The organism is Methylovirgula sp. 4M-Z18, from assembly GCF_037890675.1.
Classification (GTDB): domain Bacteria; phylum Pseudomonadota; class Alphaproteobacteria; order Rhizobiales; family Beijerinckiaceae; genus 4M-Z18.
In genome coordinates, this window is the sequence record NZ_CP149574.1 from 2851726 (window position 1) to 2870000 (window position 18275).

The 18275-nt window shown below is 61.2% G+C and carries 15 protein-coding genes; 7 read left to right on the forward strand and 8 right to left on the reverse strand.

All coding sequences use genetic code 11. The features are described 5' to 3' along the window. Positions 1–116 precede the first annotated feature (116 nt). Positions 117–1310 (reverse strand): kynureninase, encoded by a 1194-nt coding sequence (gene kynU, locus V9T28_RS13150; RefSeq protein WP_116399385.1) that lies wholly within the window; start codon positions 1308–1310, stop codon positions 117–119. A gap of 405 nt (positions 1311–1715) precedes the next feature. On the opposite strand from kynU, the gene V9T28_RS13155 reads away from it, so the two are divergent. From V9T28_RS13155 to V9T28_RS13170, 4 genes are all read left to right on the forward strand, one after another. Then, positions 1716–2213, forward strand: coding sequence for a DUF3237 domain-containing protein (locus V9T28_RS13155; RefSeq protein WP_116399386.1), 498 nt, complete (start codon positions 1716–1718; stop codon positions 2211–2213). 231 nt (positions 2214–2444) lie between these two features. Continuing rightward, positions 2445–2894 (forward strand): (2Fe-2S)-binding protein, encoded by a 450-nt coding sequence (locus V9T28_RS13160; RefSeq protein ID WP_199499979.1) that lies wholly within the window; start codon positions 2445–2447, stop codon positions 2892–2894. Next, entirely contained in the window at positions 2878–5064 is a 2187-nt protein-coding gene (locus V9T28_RS13165; protein ID WP_116399388.1) for a xanthine dehydrogenase family protein molybdopterin-binding subunit, read from the forward strand. Before V9T28_RS13160 ends, V9T28_RS13165 begins: the two co-directional genes overlap by 17 nt. 3 nt (positions 5065–5067) lie before the next feature. Then, positions 5068–6402: a cytochrome c gene (locus V9T28_RS13170; RefSeq protein ID WP_116399389.1), complete on the forward strand. Its 1335-nt coding sequence runs from the start codon at positions 5068–5070 to the stop codon at positions 6400–6402. 52 nt (positions 6403–6454) lie between these two features. Here V9T28_RS13170 and V9T28_RS13175 read toward each other — a convergent pair whose 3' ends face one another. Genes V9T28_RS13175 through V9T28_RS13185 form a run of 3 tightly spaced genes read right to left on the reverse strand, consistent with a single transcriptional unit; the run spans position 6455 to position 10515 of the window. Beyond that, entirely contained in the window at positions 6455–8683 is a 2229-nt protein-coding gene (locus V9T28_RS13175; protein ID WP_116399390.1) for a xanthine dehydrogenase family protein molybdopterin-binding subunit, read from the reverse strand. Beyond that, positions 8680–9165 carry a (2Fe-2S)-binding protein gene (locus tag V9T28_RS13180; protein ID WP_116399391.1) on the reverse strand — a complete coding sequence of 162 codons (486 nt, stop codon included), beginning with the start codon at positions 9163–9165 and terminating at the stop codon, positions 8680–8682. Before V9T28_RS13180 ends, V9T28_RS13175 begins: the two co-directional genes overlap by 4 nt. Before the next feature lie 6 nt (positions 9166–9171). After that, positions 9172–10515, reverse strand: coding sequence for a c-type cytochrome (locus V9T28_RS13185; protein WP_116399392.1), 1344 nt, complete (start codon positions 10513–10515; stop codon positions 9172–9174). 317 nt (positions 10516–10832) lie between these two features. Here V9T28_RS13185 and V9T28_RS13190 point away from each other — a divergent pair, with 317 nt between their 5' ends. After that, entirely contained in the window at positions 10833–11771 is a 939-nt protein-coding gene (locus V9T28_RS13190) for a ring-cleaving dioxygenase (protein WP_116399853.1), read from the forward strand. 25 nt (positions 11772–11796) lie between these two features. On the opposite strand, the gene V9T28_RS13195 is transcribed toward V9T28_RS13190, so the two are convergent. Together V9T28_RS13195 and V9T28_RS13200 are read right to left on the reverse strand one after the other, a co-directional pair. After that, positions 11797–13398 (reverse strand): Na+/H+ antiporter, encoded by a 1602-nt coding sequence (locus tag V9T28_RS13195; RefSeq protein WP_116399854.1) that lies wholly within the window; start codon positions 13396–13398, stop codon positions 11797–11799. Between the two features lie 179 nt (positions 13399–13577). Then, positions 13578–14228 (reverse strand): hydrolase, encoded by a 651-nt coding sequence (locus V9T28_RS13200; RefSeq protein ID WP_116399393.1) that lies wholly within the window; start codon positions 14226–14228, stop codon positions 13578–13580. Between the two features lie 353 nt (positions 14229–14581). Here V9T28_RS13200 and V9T28_RS13205 point away from each other — a divergent pair, with 353 nt between their 5' ends. Together V9T28_RS13205 and V9T28_RS13210 are read left to right on the forward strand one after the other, a co-directional pair. Beyond that, the gene (locus V9T28_RS13205; RefSeq protein WP_116399394.1) at positions 14582–15397 is read left to right on the forward strand and encodes an alpha/beta fold hydrolase; all 816 of its coding nucleotides are present in this window, start codon (positions 14582–14584) and stop codon (positions 15395–15397) included. Positions 15398–15530: 133 nt separating this feature from the next. Next, positions 15531–16163: a hydrolase gene (locus V9T28_RS13210; RefSeq protein ID WP_116399395.1), complete on the forward strand. Its 633-nt coding sequence runs from the start codon at positions 15531–15533 to the stop codon at positions 16161–16163. Positions 16164–16181: 18 nt separating this feature from the next. Here V9T28_RS13210 and V9T28_RS13215 read toward each other — a convergent pair whose 3' ends face one another. Both V9T28_RS13215 and V9T28_RS13220 read right to left on the reverse strand, forming a co-directional pair. After that, positions 16182–17108 carry a helix-turn-helix domain-containing protein gene (locus V9T28_RS13215; protein WP_116399396.1) on the reverse strand — a complete coding sequence of 309 codons (927 nt, stop codon included), beginning with the start codon at positions 17106–17108 and terminating at the stop codon, positions 16182–16184. Positions 17109–17289: 181 nt separating this feature from the next. Beyond that, positions 17290–18228 (reverse strand): ring-cleaving dioxygenase, encoded by a 939-nt coding sequence (locus V9T28_RS13220; RefSeq protein WP_199499982.1) that lies wholly within the window; start codon positions 18226–18228, stop codon positions 17290–17292. Positions 18229–18275 lie beyond the last annotated feature (47 nt).

Genomic DNA, 18275 nt, shown 5'->3' on the forward strand with positions numbered 1-18275 from the left:
ATAAACCGTTTGAACGAGGCGAATCTGGCGCAGGCGAAGCGGCAGAAATGCCCATGCCTCAGTCATTCCTTGCATAAGGGAACTCCGGCTTCGGTACGGGCGCCGACGGCGCCCGCTCAAGTGACGGCGTTCCGCACCTGGTATTTTGGATCCTGCCAAATCTTCTGAGAAATAATTTTCCGAAGAATGGCAACGGCTTTGCGAATGTCGTCCTCATCGAGATAGAGCGGCGCAAACCCAAACCGCAGAACATCGGGCGCGCGGAAATCGCCGATCACGCCGTTGTCGATCAAAGCCTGCATGATCTCGTAGCCCTGGGGATGCCTGAGCGAAACCTGCGACCCTCGCTGCATCGGGTCGCGCGGACTCATCAGCTCGAGCCCGGGAACGTATGTCAGGCACTCTCTGATGAAGAGCTCGGTCAACACGATCGAACGTTGTCGGATCTCGCCCATGTCGACCTGGTCCCAAATATCCAGCGACGCATCCAGCGCCGCGAGACCCAAGATCGGCGGTGTGCCGACGCGCATCCGCTCGATGCCGGTGCCGGGCCGATAGTGCAAATCGAAGGCAAACGGTTTCGCATGGCCAAGCCAGCCGGCCAGCGCAGGCTGCGCCGTGTCGGCAAGATCGGGGCGGATATAGATGAAAGCTGGCGCGCCAGGCCCGCCGTTCAAATATTTATAGGTGCAGCCCACCGCGAAATCGGCCCCGCTCGCCTCGAGATGGACAGGGATCGCGCCGGCCGAATGCGCCAAATCCCAAACGGTGATCACGCCGAGCCGATGCGCCTTGGCGGTCAATTTGGCCATGTCGTGCAGACGTCCAGTTCGATAGTCGACCTCCGTCAGCATGAGCACGGCAATCGTCTCGTCGATCGCCTCCTCGACCTGTTCTGGATCGACCACCTTTAACTGAAACCCGTTCTCCTTCAGGCTGACGAGCCCCTCGGCCATGTAAAGGTCCGAAGGAAAATTGCCGTTGTCGGACAGAATGATTTTGCGCCCGGGATTGAGGGCAAGGCCAGCGGCGAGCGCCTGAAAAACTTTGATCGAAAGCGTATCGCCCATCACGACGCTTCCCTGCGGTGCGCCGACCAGCCGGGCAATCCTGTCCCCCGTGGCGCGGGGACGCTGCATCCAGCCCGCGGTGTTCCAGGCGCGAATGAGTTGTTCACCCCACTCCTCCTTGACCACGGCGGACAATCGTTCTGCCGTTGCGCGCACCGGCGGGCCGAGGGAATTGCCGTCGAGATAGATCACGCCTTCGGGCAGATGGAAACAAGCCTTGGAAGCTTTGAAATCAAACATGGTAGGCCTCTATTCGCGGAATTCCTCACGCACCGGTGCAGTCCTGCGACCGAATTTCAAGGTGGGAAACGCAGCCCCCGCACTGACCAAAAGCGTCGCAGCCGTCGCTGCGGCACAGACCAACTTCTTGACTGTCAACGGCCTATTCACCACGAAGCACTCCCTGCTGAACTTTTCTTATGCGCCATCGGCGGCAATTGGCATATGCACAAACGTAAATACTTTATGTTTAAAATAATTGCAATGCCGATGTGTGCGAGAACGGGACGCAGGTTCGGTGCCCGTCCATTTCCTCCCAGCAAAGGCCGACTGGTTAGGAAATGCAAACTCCGTGCTTGTGTCCCACCCGGAAGCCACGGTTCAATCACGTACCGAAGAGGGTCACAAGCCGAAGGAACGATCTCAATGGACCGCGACACCAAAGCTCTGGTCGATGAAGGGCCTCTTTCGACGATCCGCACACGTCATCTCTTCACCATACAGCTCGATGTGCGGCCCGTGGTTACTGTCGGATCGACGCCCAACGGCTTCCGGCGGGTCGGCTTCGTCACCGGCGGGGAGATCGTCGGTGAGCGGATCCGCGGCAAGGTTCTCAATGAGGCCAATGATTGGCAGGTGAAACGACCCGACGGGAGCTTAACGCTCGATGTCCGTCTCGTCATCGAAACGGATCGGGGAATGCTAGTGACGATGACCTATCGCGGCGTGCGCCACGGCCCTGCCGATGTGATCGACCGCCTCAAGCGGGGCGAGATCGTCGATCCGGCCAGCTACTATTTCCGCATCGCACCGACCTTCGAGGCCGCCGACGCGGATCTCGCCTGGCTTAACGGCATCCTCGCGATCGGAACGGGCCACCGTTTTCCGCAAGGTCCAATCTATAACGTGTTTGAGGTTCTCTGAAGGGGGCTCATCGTCAGCTCTCTTATCAGTATGACGAAGTGAGCCATGTCGCGAACTAGCAGTCTTTTTGACCTTCTTGTCAGATATTCGCCTGTTTAGAGTCCCACACAATTTATCAACGGACCGATTGTAGACGAACCAACGCCGTGCATGTTACCGTTTGTGTGCTGCCTTGATCGTCCGAACGGTTTTACGAACGCCGCAGCGGCCGGCGGCGAGGAAGGAACGGCGATGGACCTTACAATCAACGGCGTCAGCCGCAGTGTTGATGTCCCCGACGGGATGCCGCTGCTGTGGGTGTTGCGCGACGTGCTCGGCATGACCGGCACCAAATTCGGCTGCGGCATCGCGCAGTGCGGGGCATGCACGGTACATGTTGATGGCACCGCGGTGCGCTCGTGCCAATTGCCAGTCGGTGCGGTCGGCGCTCGCGCGATCACGACCATCGAGGGTGTCGGGCAAACCCCCGCCGGCGCGAAAATCCAGAAGGCCTGGCTTGAGCTCGAGGTGATCCAGTGCGGCTATTGCCAGCCGGGTCAGATCATGTCCGCCTCCGCCCTGCTCGCCGCCAATCCGCAGCCGGACGATGCCGCGATCGACGCCGCGATGGCCGGCAATCTCTGCCGCTGCGGCACTTACGTGCGCATCCGCGAAGGGATCAAACATGCTGCGCAATCCTGATCCGACCTTCCCCGCCATCGGACCATCGCGTCGCGATCTGTTGCGTGGCAGCGCCGCACTCGCCGGCGGCCTGCTGATCGGAATCGAATTCCCTTTGGCGTCAGCCCACGCGGACGAGCCGGTGCCGACACGGGCTCGTTTCAATGCCTTCATCCACATCGCACCCGATGACACGGTGACTTTCACGCTGCCCGCAGTCGAGATGGGCCAAGGTGTCTATACGTCGCAAACGCAGTGCCTCGCCGAGGAACTCGATGTCAGTCTCGACAAGGTGATCGTGGCGCACGCGCCGCCCGATCAGGCCAATTACGGCAGCCCGGTTTTCGTCGTGCAGGCGACGGGAGGATCGACGACGACGATGGCCTGGAGTGGCCCGCTGAGAAAGGCGGCTGCGGGCGCCCGCGCGATGCTACTCCAAGCCGCGGCCGTCGGATGGCTTACCGATGCGGCCGGTCTCACAACGCGAGACGGCGTCATCACCGATCCGGCGAGCGGGCTATCAGTCCGCTACGGCGAACTGGCGGATGCTGCCGCCGAGCTCCGGCCGCCCAGTTCCGTCAAGCTCAAGGATCCTTCGCAATTCCGCCTGATTGGCAAGCCGGTGCATCGCATCGATACGCCGGACAAGGCGATCGGCAAGACGGTCTACGGCATCGACGTGATGCGGCCGGGCATGAAGTTTGCCACGCTGATGTCCTCCCCCGTGCTCGCCGGCAAGGTTGGCTCCGTTGATCAGTCGAAAGCCCTCACCGTCGCCGGCGTGCGACAAGTGGTGGTGCTCGACGATCTCGTCGCCGTCATCGCCGATAACACCTGGGCGGCGATGCGAGGGCTCGACGCGCTCGCGATCGAATGGGCTCCCGGCGCGAATGACGATCTCAATCAGGCGCAGCTCTGGGCAAACATCGAGAAGGCGTCCGAGGGCGCCGGCGCCATCGCCAAGAAGGAGGGCGACGCCGCGGCCAGATTGAAGGACGGAACGCTGTTCGAGGCGACCTATGAATTTCCCTTCCTGGCGCATGCACCGATGGAAATGACGAATTGCACCGTGCATGTGCATGACGGCGCCTGCGAGGTCTGGACGGGCACGCAGGTGCCCGGCTTCGCGCAGGCGGGCGCTGCCAAGGTGCTTGGCATCGATCCTGCGAAGGTAACGATCAACAACCACATGATCGGTGGCGGTTTCGGCCGCCGGCTCGAAGTCGACGGCGTGATCAAAGCCGTTCGCATCGCCGCCCGTGTCGAAGGACCCGTGAAGGTCGTGTGGTCGCGCGAAGAGGACATCCGCCAGCAGCTCTATCGCCCGATCTATCACGACCGCCTCAAGGCGCGTGTGGAGAACGGCAAGATCACTGCCTGGCACCATCGCGTGACCGGCGGGTCGATCATGGCGCGCTGGCTACCGCCTGCCTTCCAGGATGGCGTCGACGTTGATGCCGTCGACGGGGCGGCGGAAGTTCCCTACACGGTCGGCGATATGCTGGTCGAATATATCCGCCACGAGAGCGCCGTGCCTGTCGCCTTCTGGCGCGGCGTCGGTCCGAACGGCAGCATCTTCTCCATCGAATCCTTCATGGATCTGATTGCGCGCAAAACCGGCACCGATCCCCTCGCGTTCCGGCGCGGCCTATTGGACAAGAGCCCTCGCGCCCTTGGTGTGCTGAACCTTGTTGCCGAAAAGGCGAGTTGGGGGACATCCGGGCCGGCCTCGCCCTTTGGCGCGCGGCGCGGTCGTGGCTTCGCGCTGATGAACGCCTTTGGCAGCTATCTCGCCGCAATTGCCGACGTTGCGGTGAACGACGAGGGCGATGTGCGCGTCACCCGGGTTGTGGTCGCGGCGGATGTCGGCAACGTCATCAACCCGGATATCCTCGTCGCGCAGATCCAGGGTGGGGTCGTCTTCGGTCTCTCTGCGGTGCTGCATGGCAAGATCACCTTCGCCGGCGGACGTGTCGAACAAAGCAACTTCAATGATTACCGCATCCTGCGCATCGACGAGATGCCGCAGATCGAGGTGCATATTGTGCCGAGTACCGAGAACTCGGGCGGCATCGGCGAGCCTGGTACTGTCATCGTGCAACCCGCGGTCGCCAATGCCGTCTTCGCGGCGACGGGCGTGCAACTGACGCGCATGCCGATCGATGCAACACTGATTGCGAAGGCGGTCTGACTCATGCGCATCAAACCGATATTGCTCACGCTTCTCGGGATCGTGGTTGTCGTGGGCGCGGCGGTCGCCGGCGTAGTCGGTTGGATGGTATTCCAACCGGGCCCCTATGCCTTCGCCGCGGGGACGCCCATTGAACTTGCCGCCTACAAAGGTACCTCGCCGACCGGCGCGCCAGCTGAACTCGCCAGCGCTGATGCTGCGGCGAAGGGAGCCTACATCGCCCGCATGGCGGACTGCGAGGCCTGCCACACCGCCAAAGGTGGAGCGCCCTTCGCCGGCGGGCGTGCCTTCGTGCTGCCGTTCGGCACCATCTACACGCCGAACCTCACGCCCGATCCGGAAACCGGAATCGGCAAATGGGCCGACGCCGACTTCCTCAACGCGGTGCATCGCGGTGTCGCGCCGGACGGTTCGCGCTACTATCCCGCCTTTCCTTACCCCTCCTACACGCTGCTGACCGACGAAGATGTGCTGGCGATCAAAGCCTATCTGTTCTCATTGAAACCGGTGAAACAAGCGAACAAGGCCAACACCTTCGCGTTTCCCTATAATCAGCGGTGGCTGATGACGATCTGGGCGGGCCTGTTCAATCCCGACCATCGGTTCCGGCCGGTGGACGGGCAAAGCGCTGAATGGAACCGCGGCGCCTATCTCGTCGAGGCGGCCGGTCATTGCGGCGAGTGCCATACGCCGCGCAACCTGATGCAGGCGCTCGACGAGCGCCGCAAATTCGCCGGCGGCGTCGCCGAAGGTTGGAACGCGTATAACATCAGCACAGATAAGGTCAGCGGCATCGGCGATTGGTCGGCGGAGGAACTCGCCGCCTATCTCTCGACGGCGCATGCCAAGGGACGCGGTGTTGCGTCCGGTCCGATGGGAGAGGCGGTTGAGCTCAGCCTGTCGAGTCTGACGAAATCCGACATTACCGCAATCGTGACCTATCTGCGCAGTGTGCCGGCGGTCGCGAGCGATCTGCCAAAACTTGCAGGACCGGCCGCAGCGACGCCAGATCTTGCGGGAATCGACAATCCAGTTGGCAAGCGCATATTCGAGGGCAATTGCCTGAGCTGCCACGCCTGGACCGGTGCTGGGGCCGTCATCGGAGAAGCGCAACTCACCGGGGTGCGGGCGGTCAATGATCCGAGCGCCGCCAACGTAGTTCAGATGATCCTCGGCGGCGGCAGGCGGGGAACATCACATCCTTACATGCCAAGCTTTGGCCATTCCTATTCCGACGCCGAGATCGCCGCGGTCGCCAACTACGTGACCGCACGCTTTGGCAGCGCACCTGCACGGGTCACGCCGGCCGACGTCGCGACCCTTCGCCAGCAGAATTAAGGCGACACGAGATGACCTGCAAAGACCGCGTCGGCCGGATAGCCGATTCGGATCATGCCCCGATCGCTTTCCTGATACGGGCCGACGTGAATGGAAGATCTTGCATCCGAACCCCGGCCGCATCCCTGATCGCATTTGCAATCGCTGCCCCCGCTGGTCCTTGTGCGGCCTCCGCGACGCCGTAGAAGGCATCTCCAGGCCGGTCGATGATGTGGACTTCGATCGACTCGGGAACGCTATCGAATCGCAAGATCGGATAGGCCGACCAATCCACCGAAGTCACGCGAGTCCGATCGAACGTCACGCGCTCGAAAAGCGTCCAGCTCATCGACTGTAGAATGCCCCCTTCCACCTGATTGCGGATGCCATCCGGATTGACGACTTGCCCTGTGTCGACGGCCGCCACAACACGGCGGACGCGAACAACGCCGCTTGGGCGCGCAAGATCGATCTCAACCGCTACGGCACACCAGGCCTCAAGATTCTTGTAGCGGGCAAAACCAAACCCAAATCCCGTACTCTTCGAATACTTGGCCCGCGCCGCCCAGCCGAACCGCGATGCCGCCGTTTCAATCACGTCACGCGCACGCGGATCTGTCATGTGCCGCAGTCGAAACGACACAGGATCTTGATCCGAGCGAATTGCCAATTCATCGAGAACGCTCTCGATCGAGAGGACATTGAGGTACCCGCCCAGGGAGCGCATGGAGGAGCCGCGCAAGGGCATGTCGGGCAGGAAGTGGCTGATCACCTTGCAATTCGGGAGTGCATAGAGCGGCACCGCGTTCCGGTCGCCGCCGCCCTCCGGCTGGGCCAACGCAACAGGTGGTGCGGGCGGAGAGGCGTCGGATTTCAAGCGCGCGGCGATTAACGTGCCCGGAGGACCGGGGCGCATCATATGCGACTGGCTCCAGACCTCATGGTGCCAATCCGCGACTACGCCATCCGCTCCAACCGTCGCCCTGAGCTTAACCACCATACCCGGCCCGAACGGATCCCACGCGTGCTCCTGCTCGCGCATCGCCTGGACCCTGACCGGCCGACCAGGTATCGCAAGCGCCAGCAATGCCGCATCGGCCGCCGCGTCGTCGGCGCCGTTGTGGCCGTAGCAGCCGGCGCCTTCCGCATGGATGCAGCGGACGCTTTCGACCGGCATCCGCAACATGCCGGCGATCGCATTGCGCAGAAAGAAGACCCCTTGTGTATGGGTCCATATCGTGAGTGTCCCGTCCTTGAACTGCGCAATGGCGCAGGACGGTCCGATCGAACCATGGGTGAGATACGGTCTGGAGAAGGTTCCCTCGACCTCGATCCCGCGCTGGCCCGGCCTGCCGGTGTCACGAATCGTCGTATCGCGCGAAGGCAGATTCATCAACGCGGCGGGCAAGTTCGCGCTGTCCGGCAGGGCTTGCTGCTCGTTCCAGGTCGTGGCAGCAGCAAGGGTTCGCATGCCCTGAACGGCGGCCCACTCCCCGTCCGCAAGCACACCGAGAAAGTTGCCGTCGCGCACGATCTTGACGATCCCGCTGATCCGCTCGGCCAATCCGGTGTCACAGTCGCGTAACGTGGCGGTATAACTCGGTGGGCGGACCACGCGGCCGTGCAGCATGCCCTCAAGGCGAAGATCCTGCACGTAGGCGCTCGCCCCCGTCACCTTGGCCGGAATGTCGATCCGCGGCACGGGACGGTTCATCACCGTGAAATCCGCGGGCGCGGTCAAACGCGACGTCCGGCTGGCATCGACGGACAACAGTTGATCACCAATCAACTCTCCGTACCCGAGATGCACGCCGTTCGGCGCAAAGATCCGTCCGTTGCGGACCTGCAGCAACCTGGCATCGACCCCGAGCCTTCGAGCCGCCTCGTCGCGGAGGATTTCTCGCGCCTGCGCTGCCGCGTGCCGGATCGCCGTGCCGGAATCCTGCATCGAATGGCTTGCGGCGGTGTAGCCCTCATTGGGCGTGCGCGCGGTATCCGCCGTGACCAGCGAGAGCCGATCGAATGGCACCTTGAGCTCCTCTGCCGCGACTTGAAGAAGCGCCGTCTTGAGACCCTGGCCAAGTTCGGCCTTGCCGGTCAAAATCGTGACGGCCCCCGAGGCGTCGACACGAATCCAGGCGTCGAGCCTTGGCGTATCGTCGAGGCTGCCGGGAAGACCATGCTTGGAGCCACCTTCTCCGGTCCCCGTTTCGGTCTGCGCATCTACGTGGGACAACCGGAAGGCAACGACGAGCGCGCCGGCGCCCATCAATGCGCTGCGGCGAGAAATGGCAAAGGTCATTGTCCTGTCCTCGCTTCGGCCGTGGTCTTCAGCTCTTCCGCGGCACGCCGGATCGCACGCAAAATCCGCATATGCGTTCCGCACCGGCACAGATGGGGTTGGAGTTCGGCCCTGATCGCCTCATCGCTGGCATGCGGATCGCGATCCAACAAGGCTTGAGCGCGCATCATCATGCCGGGAATACAATAGCCGCATTGCGCCGCTTGCTCGGCAATGAATGCACGCTGCATCGGGCCGGGCGCATCCTGGCTTCCGAGGCCCTCGAGCGTGGTGATCGTCCGCCCCTCCAGCAGCAGTACCGGCGTGACGCACGAAAGGACAGCCTTGCCATCGACGATGACGGTGCAGGCCCCGCACTGACCGAGTCCGCAACCATACTTTGCCGCATTCAGCCCGAATTCGTCGCGAAGAACGTAAAGCAGCGGCGTGTCGGGACTTGCCTTGATGGATCGGCTCTCGCCATTGACGCTCAGCGTTGTCATGATACTTCACCGCACCTTGTGTGCTTGAGTTCCCAGTGCCATGTCGCTTTTGGCCCTTGCCTTCGCAATTGCTGAAGCGATCCCATCCCACTGCGGCCTTCCTGCCACCCGCGTACGCAGATAATCGGCGAGATCCACGATCTGCTGATCGCTGAGAACGTCGCCAAAACCCGGCATGATCGGACCTGCAGACCCGCCGCCGGGCGCAGGCACCCCTTGCATCACGATCCTGATCAAGTTGGTGGGCGTCTCACCCGCGACCGCGGTCGAAAGATCGAGCCTGACGCCCCCTAGGGGCAGAGGCCTGCCCGCTGCGTGACACGATGCGCACACGGCAGCATAGATTGCGCCGCCGGGATTGGACGGGAGCTGCGGCGTCGCGGCCTGAGCGCCCGCGAGTTGCGGGCTACTTCGGGGACCAGATGCGCTCTGCACCTGCACATGCTTCCGCCCCGCGCTCTGGCCAAGCGAGGCAAGATAGTGGGCCATTGCGCTCACATCCGCCGGATCGACCGAAGAGAGATTGTCGACGACCGGCGCCATCGGACCGCCTGCCACTCCATGCAGAGGATGAAAGCCATGGGCGAGATAGTCCGCCAACGTGCCCTCGTCCCAGGGAACCGGCGATTGCGAGTTTCCACCGAGCGCATAGGCGCGCCAACCTTCGGCCTCGCCGCCTTGGAAGCTGGCCGACGCCTTTTCCGCGCCCAGCAGATTGCGAGGCGAATGACAGGCGCCGCAATGCCCGAGCCCGTCGACCAAATATTTTCCTCTGTTCCACTTCTCGTCTTTCGCAGGATCGGGCACGAAGCGCTCCTGGCGCAGAAAGAGCAGCTTCCATCCGGCGAGCGTCAGACGAATATTGAGGGGAAACATAAATTCGTTGCGCGGCGCCGAAGCCTTGACGGGTTCGAGCGACATGAAGAAGGCATACAGGGCCTTTGCATCTTCATCCGAAACGCGCGTAAAATGATCGTACGGGAATGCCGGATAAAGGTGACGGCCTTCGCGATCCACGCCCGATCGAAGGGCGCGAATGAATGCCTGCGCCGACCATTGCCCGATGCCCGTCTCCGGATCGGGCGTGATGTTCGTGGAATAGATCGTTCCGAAGGGCGTCGGCATCGCGAGTCCGCCGGCATAGGGCTGACCGCCTGGCGCGGTATGGCACGTGGCGCAGTCTCCGAGCAGTGCAAGACTGGCGCCACGACGGGCCATGGCCGGATCAGGAGCGCTGGCCGACCGAGGGTCGATCGGCGGAATGGGCGATTCCCACGCATAAAGGAATGCCGCCGCTCCGCCCATCGCGCTGATGGCAAGCAGTGCGAGCAGAATCGACTTGAGCTTCATCGCCTTCCCTTCGAGAGTCGAAGCGGCATATCAGGCGGCTGCAGACGTGGTCTTTTCAGTTTTGTGCGACTTTTGAATGATCGCCCGATCGGAGATCAAGGCGCGTAATACGGCTTCCGGAGACTGCCGACGCGGCACGCCAGACACGAACGGGATGATCGCTGGCATAGCGACCACGGTTTCACGGCGTCCATGCAGGCTTCTATTGTTTCCAATTCGCGGACAGACCTGACATAAAACAGGTGATTGTTCTTAGAACAAATCCGATCAATATCTCATCCATCGAGCGAAAACGCTCGTTCGATATGGAGGAAGAGATGCCGGGAATTCATCACATCACTGCCATCGCGGCCGATCCCATCCCGAATTTCAGCTTCTATACGCGCGACCTTGGCCTGCGCCTCGTCAAAAAGACCGTCAATTTCGACGATCCGGCGACCTATCATTTCTATTACGGCGACGAGACCGGCCGGCCGGGCACGATCCTGACCTTCTTTCCTTGCGAGGGCGTCTCCCCTGGCCATCAGGGTATCGGCGAAACCCACCAAACCGCCTTCCGCGTGCCTTTGCACTCGCTCGCATATTGGACACGGCGCTTTGCTGAAAAGGGCATTCGTCACGGCGCGCTCGAAACGCGTTTCGGGGAATCGGTTCTGCCCTTCACGGATCCGGATGGCACGGCGCTGGCGCTCGTCGGCGTGCGAGAGGCGGAAAACGAGCCTGCCTGGAGCAACGGCGAGGTGCCGGTCGAACACGCGATCCGCGGCTTCCACGGCGTGACGCTGCTGCTTGACGACGCCAATCAAACCGCTGGCATCCTCACAGACGTCTTCGGCTTCACGGAGACGACACGCGAAGGCTCGGTGATCCGCTACAAGGCGGCGGGCGACGCCAACGGAGGCGTGGTCGACATCTACGAGTCGAGGAGCTTCCCGCGCGGATATCAAGGCAGCGGTTCGGTGCACCACATCGCGTTCCGCGCGGCCGATGACGCCGAACAAAGCCAGATGGCGCAAAAGCTCATCCACAATCACGGGCTGCATCCGACGGAACAGATGGACCGCAACTATTTCCGGTCGGTCTACTTTCGCGAACCCGGCGGCATCCTATTCGAGATCGCGACCGACATCCCGGGCTTTACGGTCGACGAGCCGGCGGCGACTCTGGGGCGCGCCCTGAAGCTGCCGAGCTTCCTCGAACCGCATCGCGCCGAGATCGAAGACATTCTGCCGGACCTCGAAGCTGCCGTGGCATGACGGACGTGCTTGCCGTGGGAGATCGTCAAGCACTTTCCGTCACCTCGACCACCCGAGCGGCAAAAAGTTCCTCCCGGTCCAATTCAGCTTCGAGCCTATGCATGACGCTGTCGTGGATGCGCCCGGAATTGAAGAGCTCCAAGAGCTTCCTGCGGCCGGCCTCCACCGCGATCAAGACGGCACGGTAGTGCTGAAGTCTTCGCTCCCCATGAGATTCCTTGGCGAGGGCATGCTCCTCGGCCGCCGAGAGACGATGCCCATACTGCTCGACCAGCCGCGGATGAGCGTGCTCCCCATTGGCTCCGAGCGAGTGCATGCGGATGGCATCGAACTCAGCGCGCGCGATTTCCACGCGGACGGCCTCTTCGGACAGCGTCTCCACTCCGCGCAGCAAGAATTCCTTCCCTGCCAGCGTCCTTGCCACCGGACCAAGTGTCAGCCCGAGCGCGACGATGGTGGCGGCAACGACGCAGAAGGTCACGAACAGGATGATATCCCGGCCAGGAAATTGGTCCGGCAAAGACAGAGCGGCGGCGAGGCTGACGACCCCGCGCATCCCGGCCCAACTCATCACCAGTGGAACGGCAGCCGGTGGATACGGATCGCGCGCGCGGAGCGATGGGATCAGTGCTCTTGGAATGTAGGCTGTCGGGAAAATCCATGCGAAGCGAGCAAGCACGAGCACGGCAAAGATGGCCGCCGCCATCGGGAGGAGCGAAAGCAGCGTTCCCCAATCCGCCGCGAACCGATGCAAAACGCCACGAAGCGCTAGCCCCACGAGAACAAAGACCAAGGCTTCCATCACAAAGGTGACGACGGACCAGACCGCCCGGGCCTGGACACGAGCCGCGGCATTCATGGCCTGGTGTTGGAGACGTCCGAGGACCAGCCCACATGCAACCGTCGCAAGGACGCCTGACAGATGAAGACTGTCCGCGAGCAGGTAAGCGGCCCAGGCGGATAAAAACGTCCAGACCACAGTAAGCCGTGCGTCCGTCAACCGTCCGGCGACCGAAGCGCATATCCAACCGAGCGCAAGGCCGATGCCGACGCCTACAACCGAGACATAGACGAAACTGCCCGCGGCCGCACCGGCGCTAAAGGTCCCGGTCAGCGCTGCAGCGACCGCAAAGCGAAAAAGAACGAGGCCGGAGGCATCGTTGATCAAGCTTTCGCCCTCCAGCAGAACGGCGATGCGCGGCGGCACATTCAGATGATCCAACACAGCCCGCGCGGCGACAGCATCCGGCGGCGAAATGATCGCACCAAGTGCAAAACACGCGGCCCAGGGCAATGCCGGAAAGAAAAAGTGGGTGACAACACCGACGAGCAGCGTTGTCACCACGACGGCGCCGACGGCCAATTGCAGGATGATCCTGAGATTGGCCCGGAAATCCGGCCACACAGTGAAGTACGCGCCCGAAAGCAGCAGCGGTGGCAGAAAGAGGACCATGACGAAATCGGGATCGAATTCTACATCGGGGAGTCCTGGAACGAAAGCCAGAACGATGCCGGCAAGGACCAGCACCGATGCCGAGGGCAAGCGCAAACGACGCGCCACCGCGTCGAGCACCACGGCGATCATCATGAGTAGCAGGATGGTTTGGAACGCCTTGGCTGGGCTCATCGCGGCGGCGTCATCCGAGGTTTTGCGAAATGGATTCGGCAGAATCCGAGAAGATTGCGACATGCGCGGCGGGCGGAATGATCTGCTCGCCGGCGAGAAGTCCCGATCGTCAAACCGGCACCAAGGGACAGAATAGTGATTTTCATTGCGCTTATCTCAAAGACGCTGGTGCGGGCAAATCACACTGCTTTGATGCCGGCCTCAGAAGCGTGTTCGCCGAGAGCCCACTTCGAGAAGCGGATTTGAATGCCATACGGGGAGTGAGCGCGTAGGAGATCCATCACGCCTTCGTAAGTTTCCTGACGCGCCCAGTCCTGCTGGAGCTCAAACACGTATTGGCACGACGTGATTGGAACCGCACCAGCCTGCACCAAGCGGTCCATGGCGCGATTGTGCGCCTCCATCGAAAGATCGCCGCAGGCATCCGCTGCCACATAGATTTCGTAACCTTCCTTGAGCATGTCCAGCGCCGGAAACAGCACGCAGGCCTCCGTCCAGAGACCTCCAAGTACGAACTTCTTGCGGCCGGTGGCGGCAACCGCCTTTCGGAAATCGGCATTGAGCCACGAGTTCATCGAGGTACGGTCTATGATATCGTGATCAGGATACAGCCCTGCGACTTCCGGCATGAATGGTCCCGAGAAGGAATCTTTCGCAACCGTAGACAGCACAGTCGGAATCTTGAACAGCCTGGCGGCCTTTGCCAGAATCTGGACGTTGTTGAACACCACGAGCCGATCATGCGACTGGACGCCCTGATACATAGCTGGCTGATAATCGATGAGCGCAATGGCGCTGTTATCGGGTGTCAACATATCGAGTTTGGACATTGAGTACCCCCTTGAATTGATGATCGCCGGCCGACGCAAATGACATCCCAGGTCCGTGCAACGGGAGTGTATGATCCCCGCTAACGTACGCGCTTGGACAAGTACATCGCGGCTTGGACGAAGCCGCGATGAACGCGACCCTGCGACGATGCGGCTGCCACAATATCTCCAATGAAAATTGCGCCTTGCCCTGGACTTGCATACGGCCCCTGCCGAGAAACGTGAGGCGTACAAAGAGCGACGAAATCGTCCAAGCCAAAGAACATTTCATCCCTGAGTTTGGCGCGGCACTGTTGGGCCGATAGCGTATGTGACGTCAAGCGCTGTCCGCCTCCACACCAAAGGAGTAATCGATGGCGCTGTTGAAACTGCGGGACGGTACCGAACTCTACTTCAAGGACTGGGGCAGCGGAAAACCGATCCTCTTCAGCCACGGCTGGCCGCTCAGCGCGGACATGTGGGACGCCCAGATGCTGTTTTTCGCCAGCCGCGGATTTCGTACGCTTGCTTTCGATCGCCGCGGCTTCGGCCGATCGAGCCAGCCCTGGGCAGGCTACGACTACGATACGTTCGCGGATGATATCGCCGAGCTCATCAACCATCTGAAACTTGAAGAAATTACCCTGGTCGGCTTCTCGATGGGTGGCGGCGATATCGTGCGCTATATCGCGCGTCACGGCGCCTCGCGCGTGTCGAAACTGGCATTGGTGAGCGCGGTCACGCCGCTGTTCGTCAAGACGGCGGACCACGACGGGGTCGACAAATCGGTCTTCGATGGAATCAAGGCCGGGCTCGCCAAGGATCGTCCGCAATTCCTGGACGATTTCAGCCCCCTCTTCTACGGGACGAACCATGGCACGAACGTTTCGCAAGGAATATTCAAGCAGACACTGCAAATCGGCTTGCAAGCCTCGATCAAGGCGACGATCGACTGCGTGACGGCATTCTCCGAAACGGATTTCCGTCCCGATATGGCCAAGATCGACGTCCCCACCCTCGTGATTCATGGCGACGACGATCAGGTGGTTCCGCTACAATACACCGGTAAGCTCGCGGCCGAGATGATCAAATCCGCCAAACTCAAAGTCTATCCAGGCGCTCCGCATGCGACCGCCGCCACCCATGCGGACCAGCTCAACGCGGATCTGCTCGAATTCGTAAATTCTTAAGCTCATACCAACGGTCACGAAGAGTGAGCGTTGGTTCCTTTCTTCATTTTTCGCTTTCGAGGCGATAGCGAAAAATGAAGAGCAGTCTAAAGGTCGCGCTTTGCGACCTTTGGTATCAACCGGAGCGACAAAAATGACAGATGGCGCTTTGCATCTTCTTGAACCAAAGGACTGCGTACTCCTGTTCGCCGACCAGCAGGCCGGACTTGCCTTCGGCGTGGAATCGATTGGCCGGCAGGTCCTACTGAACAATGTGGTCGCGCTGGCCAAGACGGCCATGACCTTCGGCCTCCCGGTCATTGCCTCGACGTCCGCGACGAAAGTCTACAGCGGACCGCTCATGCCGGCGATTAGCGCAGCCCTGCCCGGCGTCGTGCCGATCGACCGTCGCAGCATGAACGTCTGGGAGGATGACAAGTCGCGCGAAGCGATCCTCGCGACCGGGCGCCGCCGCCTCATCGTCTCGGGGCTATTGACCGAGGCGTGCGTCAGCTTCGCCGTTCTCTCCGCCTTGGCAGAGGGACTCGAGGTCTATGTGGTCGGCGACGCTTGCGGTGGTCTCACCGCCGTCGGCCATGACCTCGCGCTCCGCCGCATGGAGGCGGCCGGAGCACGGCCGACATCCTGGATCCAGATCCTGTTGGAATTGCAGCGAGACTGGACGCGCCACGAGACCTATGACCGCGCGCGGGCAATCGTGGAGGCTCATGCCGGCGGATACGGCATCGGCTTGGCCTACGCGCGCGACATGATCCATCCGACCTGACGATTTCGATACAGCCGCTCACCCTTCAGAACGAGCCCGGCGCCATGCGCCAGGGCTCGTTCCCATGCTGCGGGAGAAAACCCGCGTGAAGTAGCTCTGGTCGCCGAACCCACAGATCAGCGCGATATCCGCCAGCGGCAGCTCAGTGGTCGTCATCAGACGCTTGGCTTCCTCGATCCGGAGCCGAGACAGATATTCGTGTGGGGCGACACCCGTACTGCGCCGGAAGGAGCGAGCGAAATGACTCGGCGTCAGCTTGCATTCGGCGGCGACATCGGCGATCGTCAAGCTGCTGGCTAGGCGCACACGCATGATCTCCTTCGCGCGGCGCTCCTGCCATGGCGCCAGTCCGCCCTCTTGAACGCCCTCGCGTGAACGAAGATCCCCGTAGGTGTGCGCAAAATGCGCAAGCAAGCTCAGCCCGAGCTGATCGACGAAGAGCTGATTGTTTGCCCTCTCCTCCTCCAGAGCGCTCAAGAGAATGCTTGAAAGCGTTGACAAATAAGGATCGCGACGATCACGAGGCCACTTGAGCGTGGAGATCGGCTTTGAATCATTCTCATAGGCGAAATCGTCAAGTGCGCGGCGCGGGACGTAATACTGGACGGCGTCAAACGGGCCTTTGAATTCGCATTGCGGATTGTCACGCAGGTCGATGACGCTCACCGTTCCGGCACTGAATGATCCGGAATATCTTTTATTGCCTGCAAGCCAGCATGAATGCCGATCCAAATCTCCCAGTTGATGGAGGATGCTGAACGCAGGCTCCGAGGGAATCGCGGCGGTTCGTTCACGAATGAAGCGCGAGCAGGTCAGCCGTGTCACCGCAAGCGCAAGCTTGCCCTTGCGATTGATCTTGAGGATACAATCGCCTTCCATTCCAAGATGTTTGCTGAGGCGACGGCCAAAAAAGCCTTCGGAGGAGACATCGCCGTTTTCGATCATCGGACCCCCTCCATACTGATTGTCGGATGCTCTTCGCAGCTCTGTTTCGCACCATAGACAAAATAGCGAAAATTTCCACCTTCATTCAAGTCGGGGAGGAGAGACTTTTATCGTGGCTTATGGGGACATAACAAATTTAGTCGCCGACCGGCATTGCGACAAAGTAACCTTATAGCAACGGCTAGTTGAGCGGAGGCAAGATGCTCTGCAATTCATGCCGGCGTTCTTCGAGGAACCCCGGTAACTTGAGGTCGTCGCCAAGGCAATTGTGGGCCTCGTCGATCAGGAATCCTGGTCCGTCAGTCGCGATCTCAAAAAGAACGCCGCACGGAGCACGAAAACCTACGGCGGTCAGATAGGTTCGCTCAATCGGCTCGGTTGCGACGACTCCGTAAAACCGCTGGAGCTTCTGTACCATCGCCAACTGATCTTCGATGTCTGCGGCACGGAAAGCCACGTGTCTGATCGTGCCCCCGCCAAGGCGGCCGCGCGATGACGCCCCGATCGTTCGCAGGGTAAGGGTGCCTCCAGGCCCGTCGTGGGCGGCAAACCGGATCGAATCCTTGGTATGCGCAACGCGTTTGAATCCCAATACATCTTGAAGAATATCGATTGTCGCGTCCTCGCGTCGGACGTTTAAAACGACCTCGTTAAGGCCGAGCACCGTGTGAACGGCATCACATGTATCCTCTGCACGAACTTGCTTTGCCTCCATGAGGGCAAGCGTCGTCCCATCGGGATCGGCAAAGCAAAGCATTGGCTCCCCAAATGGAGAATGATCCAACTTGCAGGCGACGTTCGCGGCCCCGAGTTGCTCGGACCACCAATCGAAGGATCCTGTCGGCACACGGAAGGCGGTCTGCACGACTTCGCCGACCCCGACCAATCCCTTCGCGACGCATTGCCACGCCAGCGCACTTATGATGGTGCCCGGCTTCCCGACGTTATCTCCATAGTAAAGATGGTAACTGCCTGGGTCGTCATAGCAGACCGTTTTCTTGACCCGCTTCAGCCCCAGAACATCGGCATAGAAATCTGCGGTGCGCTGCACGTTGCCGATGATCGTGGTGATATGGTGAAGCCCGCGTGACGGCGGGCGTGTTTCATTTAGTTCAGCCACGGGACGCACTCGCTGCTGCCGTGCCGAACAGGGGACAGAGGCGTGCC

What these genes read in the sequence shown, in the direction of transcription:
- kynU (WP_116399385.1), bottom strand. Translation starts at nt 1,310, where the DNA reads ATGTTTGATTTCAAAGCTTCCAAGGCTTGTTTCCATCTGCCCGAAGGC.
- V9T28_RS13155 (WP_116399386.1), top strand. Translation starts at nt 1,716, where the DNA reads ATGGACCGCGACACCAAAGCTCTGGTCGATGAAGGGCCTCTTTCGACG.
- V9T28_RS13160 (WP_199499979.1), top strand. Translation starts at nt 2,445, where the DNA reads ATGGACCTTACAATCAACGGCGTCAGCCGCAGTGTTGATGTCCCCGAC.
- V9T28_RS13165 (WP_116399388.1), top strand. Translation starts at nt 2,878, where the DNA reads ATGCTGCGCAATCCTGATCCGACCTTCCCCGCCATCGGACCATCGCGT.
- V9T28_RS13170 (WP_116399389.1), top strand. Translation starts at nt 5,068, where the DNA reads ATGCGCATCAAACCGATATTGCTCACGCTTCTCGGGATCGTGGTTGTC.
- V9T28_RS13175 (WP_116399390.1), bottom strand. Translation starts at nt 8,683, where the DNA reads ATGACCTTTGCCATTTCTCGCCGCAGCGCATTGATGGGCGCCGGCGCG.
- V9T28_RS13180 (WP_116399391.1), bottom strand. Translation starts at nt 9,165, where the DNA reads ATGACAACGCTGAGCGTCAATGGCGAGAGCCGATCCATCAAGGCAAGT.
- V9T28_RS13185 (WP_116399392.1), bottom strand. Translation starts at nt 10,515, where the DNA reads ATGAAGCTCAAGTCGATTCTGCTCGCACTGCTTGCCATCAGCGCGATG.
- V9T28_RS13190 (WP_116399853.1), top strand. Translation starts at nt 10,833, where the DNA reads ATGCCGGGAATTCATCACATCACTGCCATCGCGGCCGATCCCATCCCG.
- V9T28_RS13195 (WP_116399854.1), bottom strand. Translation starts at nt 13,398, where the DNA reads ATGAGCCCAGCCAAGGCGTTCCAAACCATCCTGCTACTCATGATGATC.
- V9T28_RS13200 (WP_116399393.1), bottom strand. Translation starts at nt 14,228, where the DNA reads ATGTCCAAACTCGATATGTTGACACCCGATAACAGCGCCATTGCGCTC.
- V9T28_RS13205 (WP_116399394.1), top strand. Translation starts at nt 14,582, where the DNA reads ATGGCGCTGTTGAAACTGCGGGACGGTACCGAACTCTACTTCAAGGAC.
- V9T28_RS13210 (WP_116399395.1), top strand. Translation starts at nt 15,531, where the DNA reads ATGACAGATGGCGCTTTGCATCTTCTTGAACCAAAGGACTGCGTACTC.
- V9T28_RS13215 (WP_116399396.1), bottom strand. Translation starts at nt 17,108, where the DNA reads ATGATCGAAAACGGCGATGTCTCCTCCGAAGGCTTTTTTGGCCGTCGC.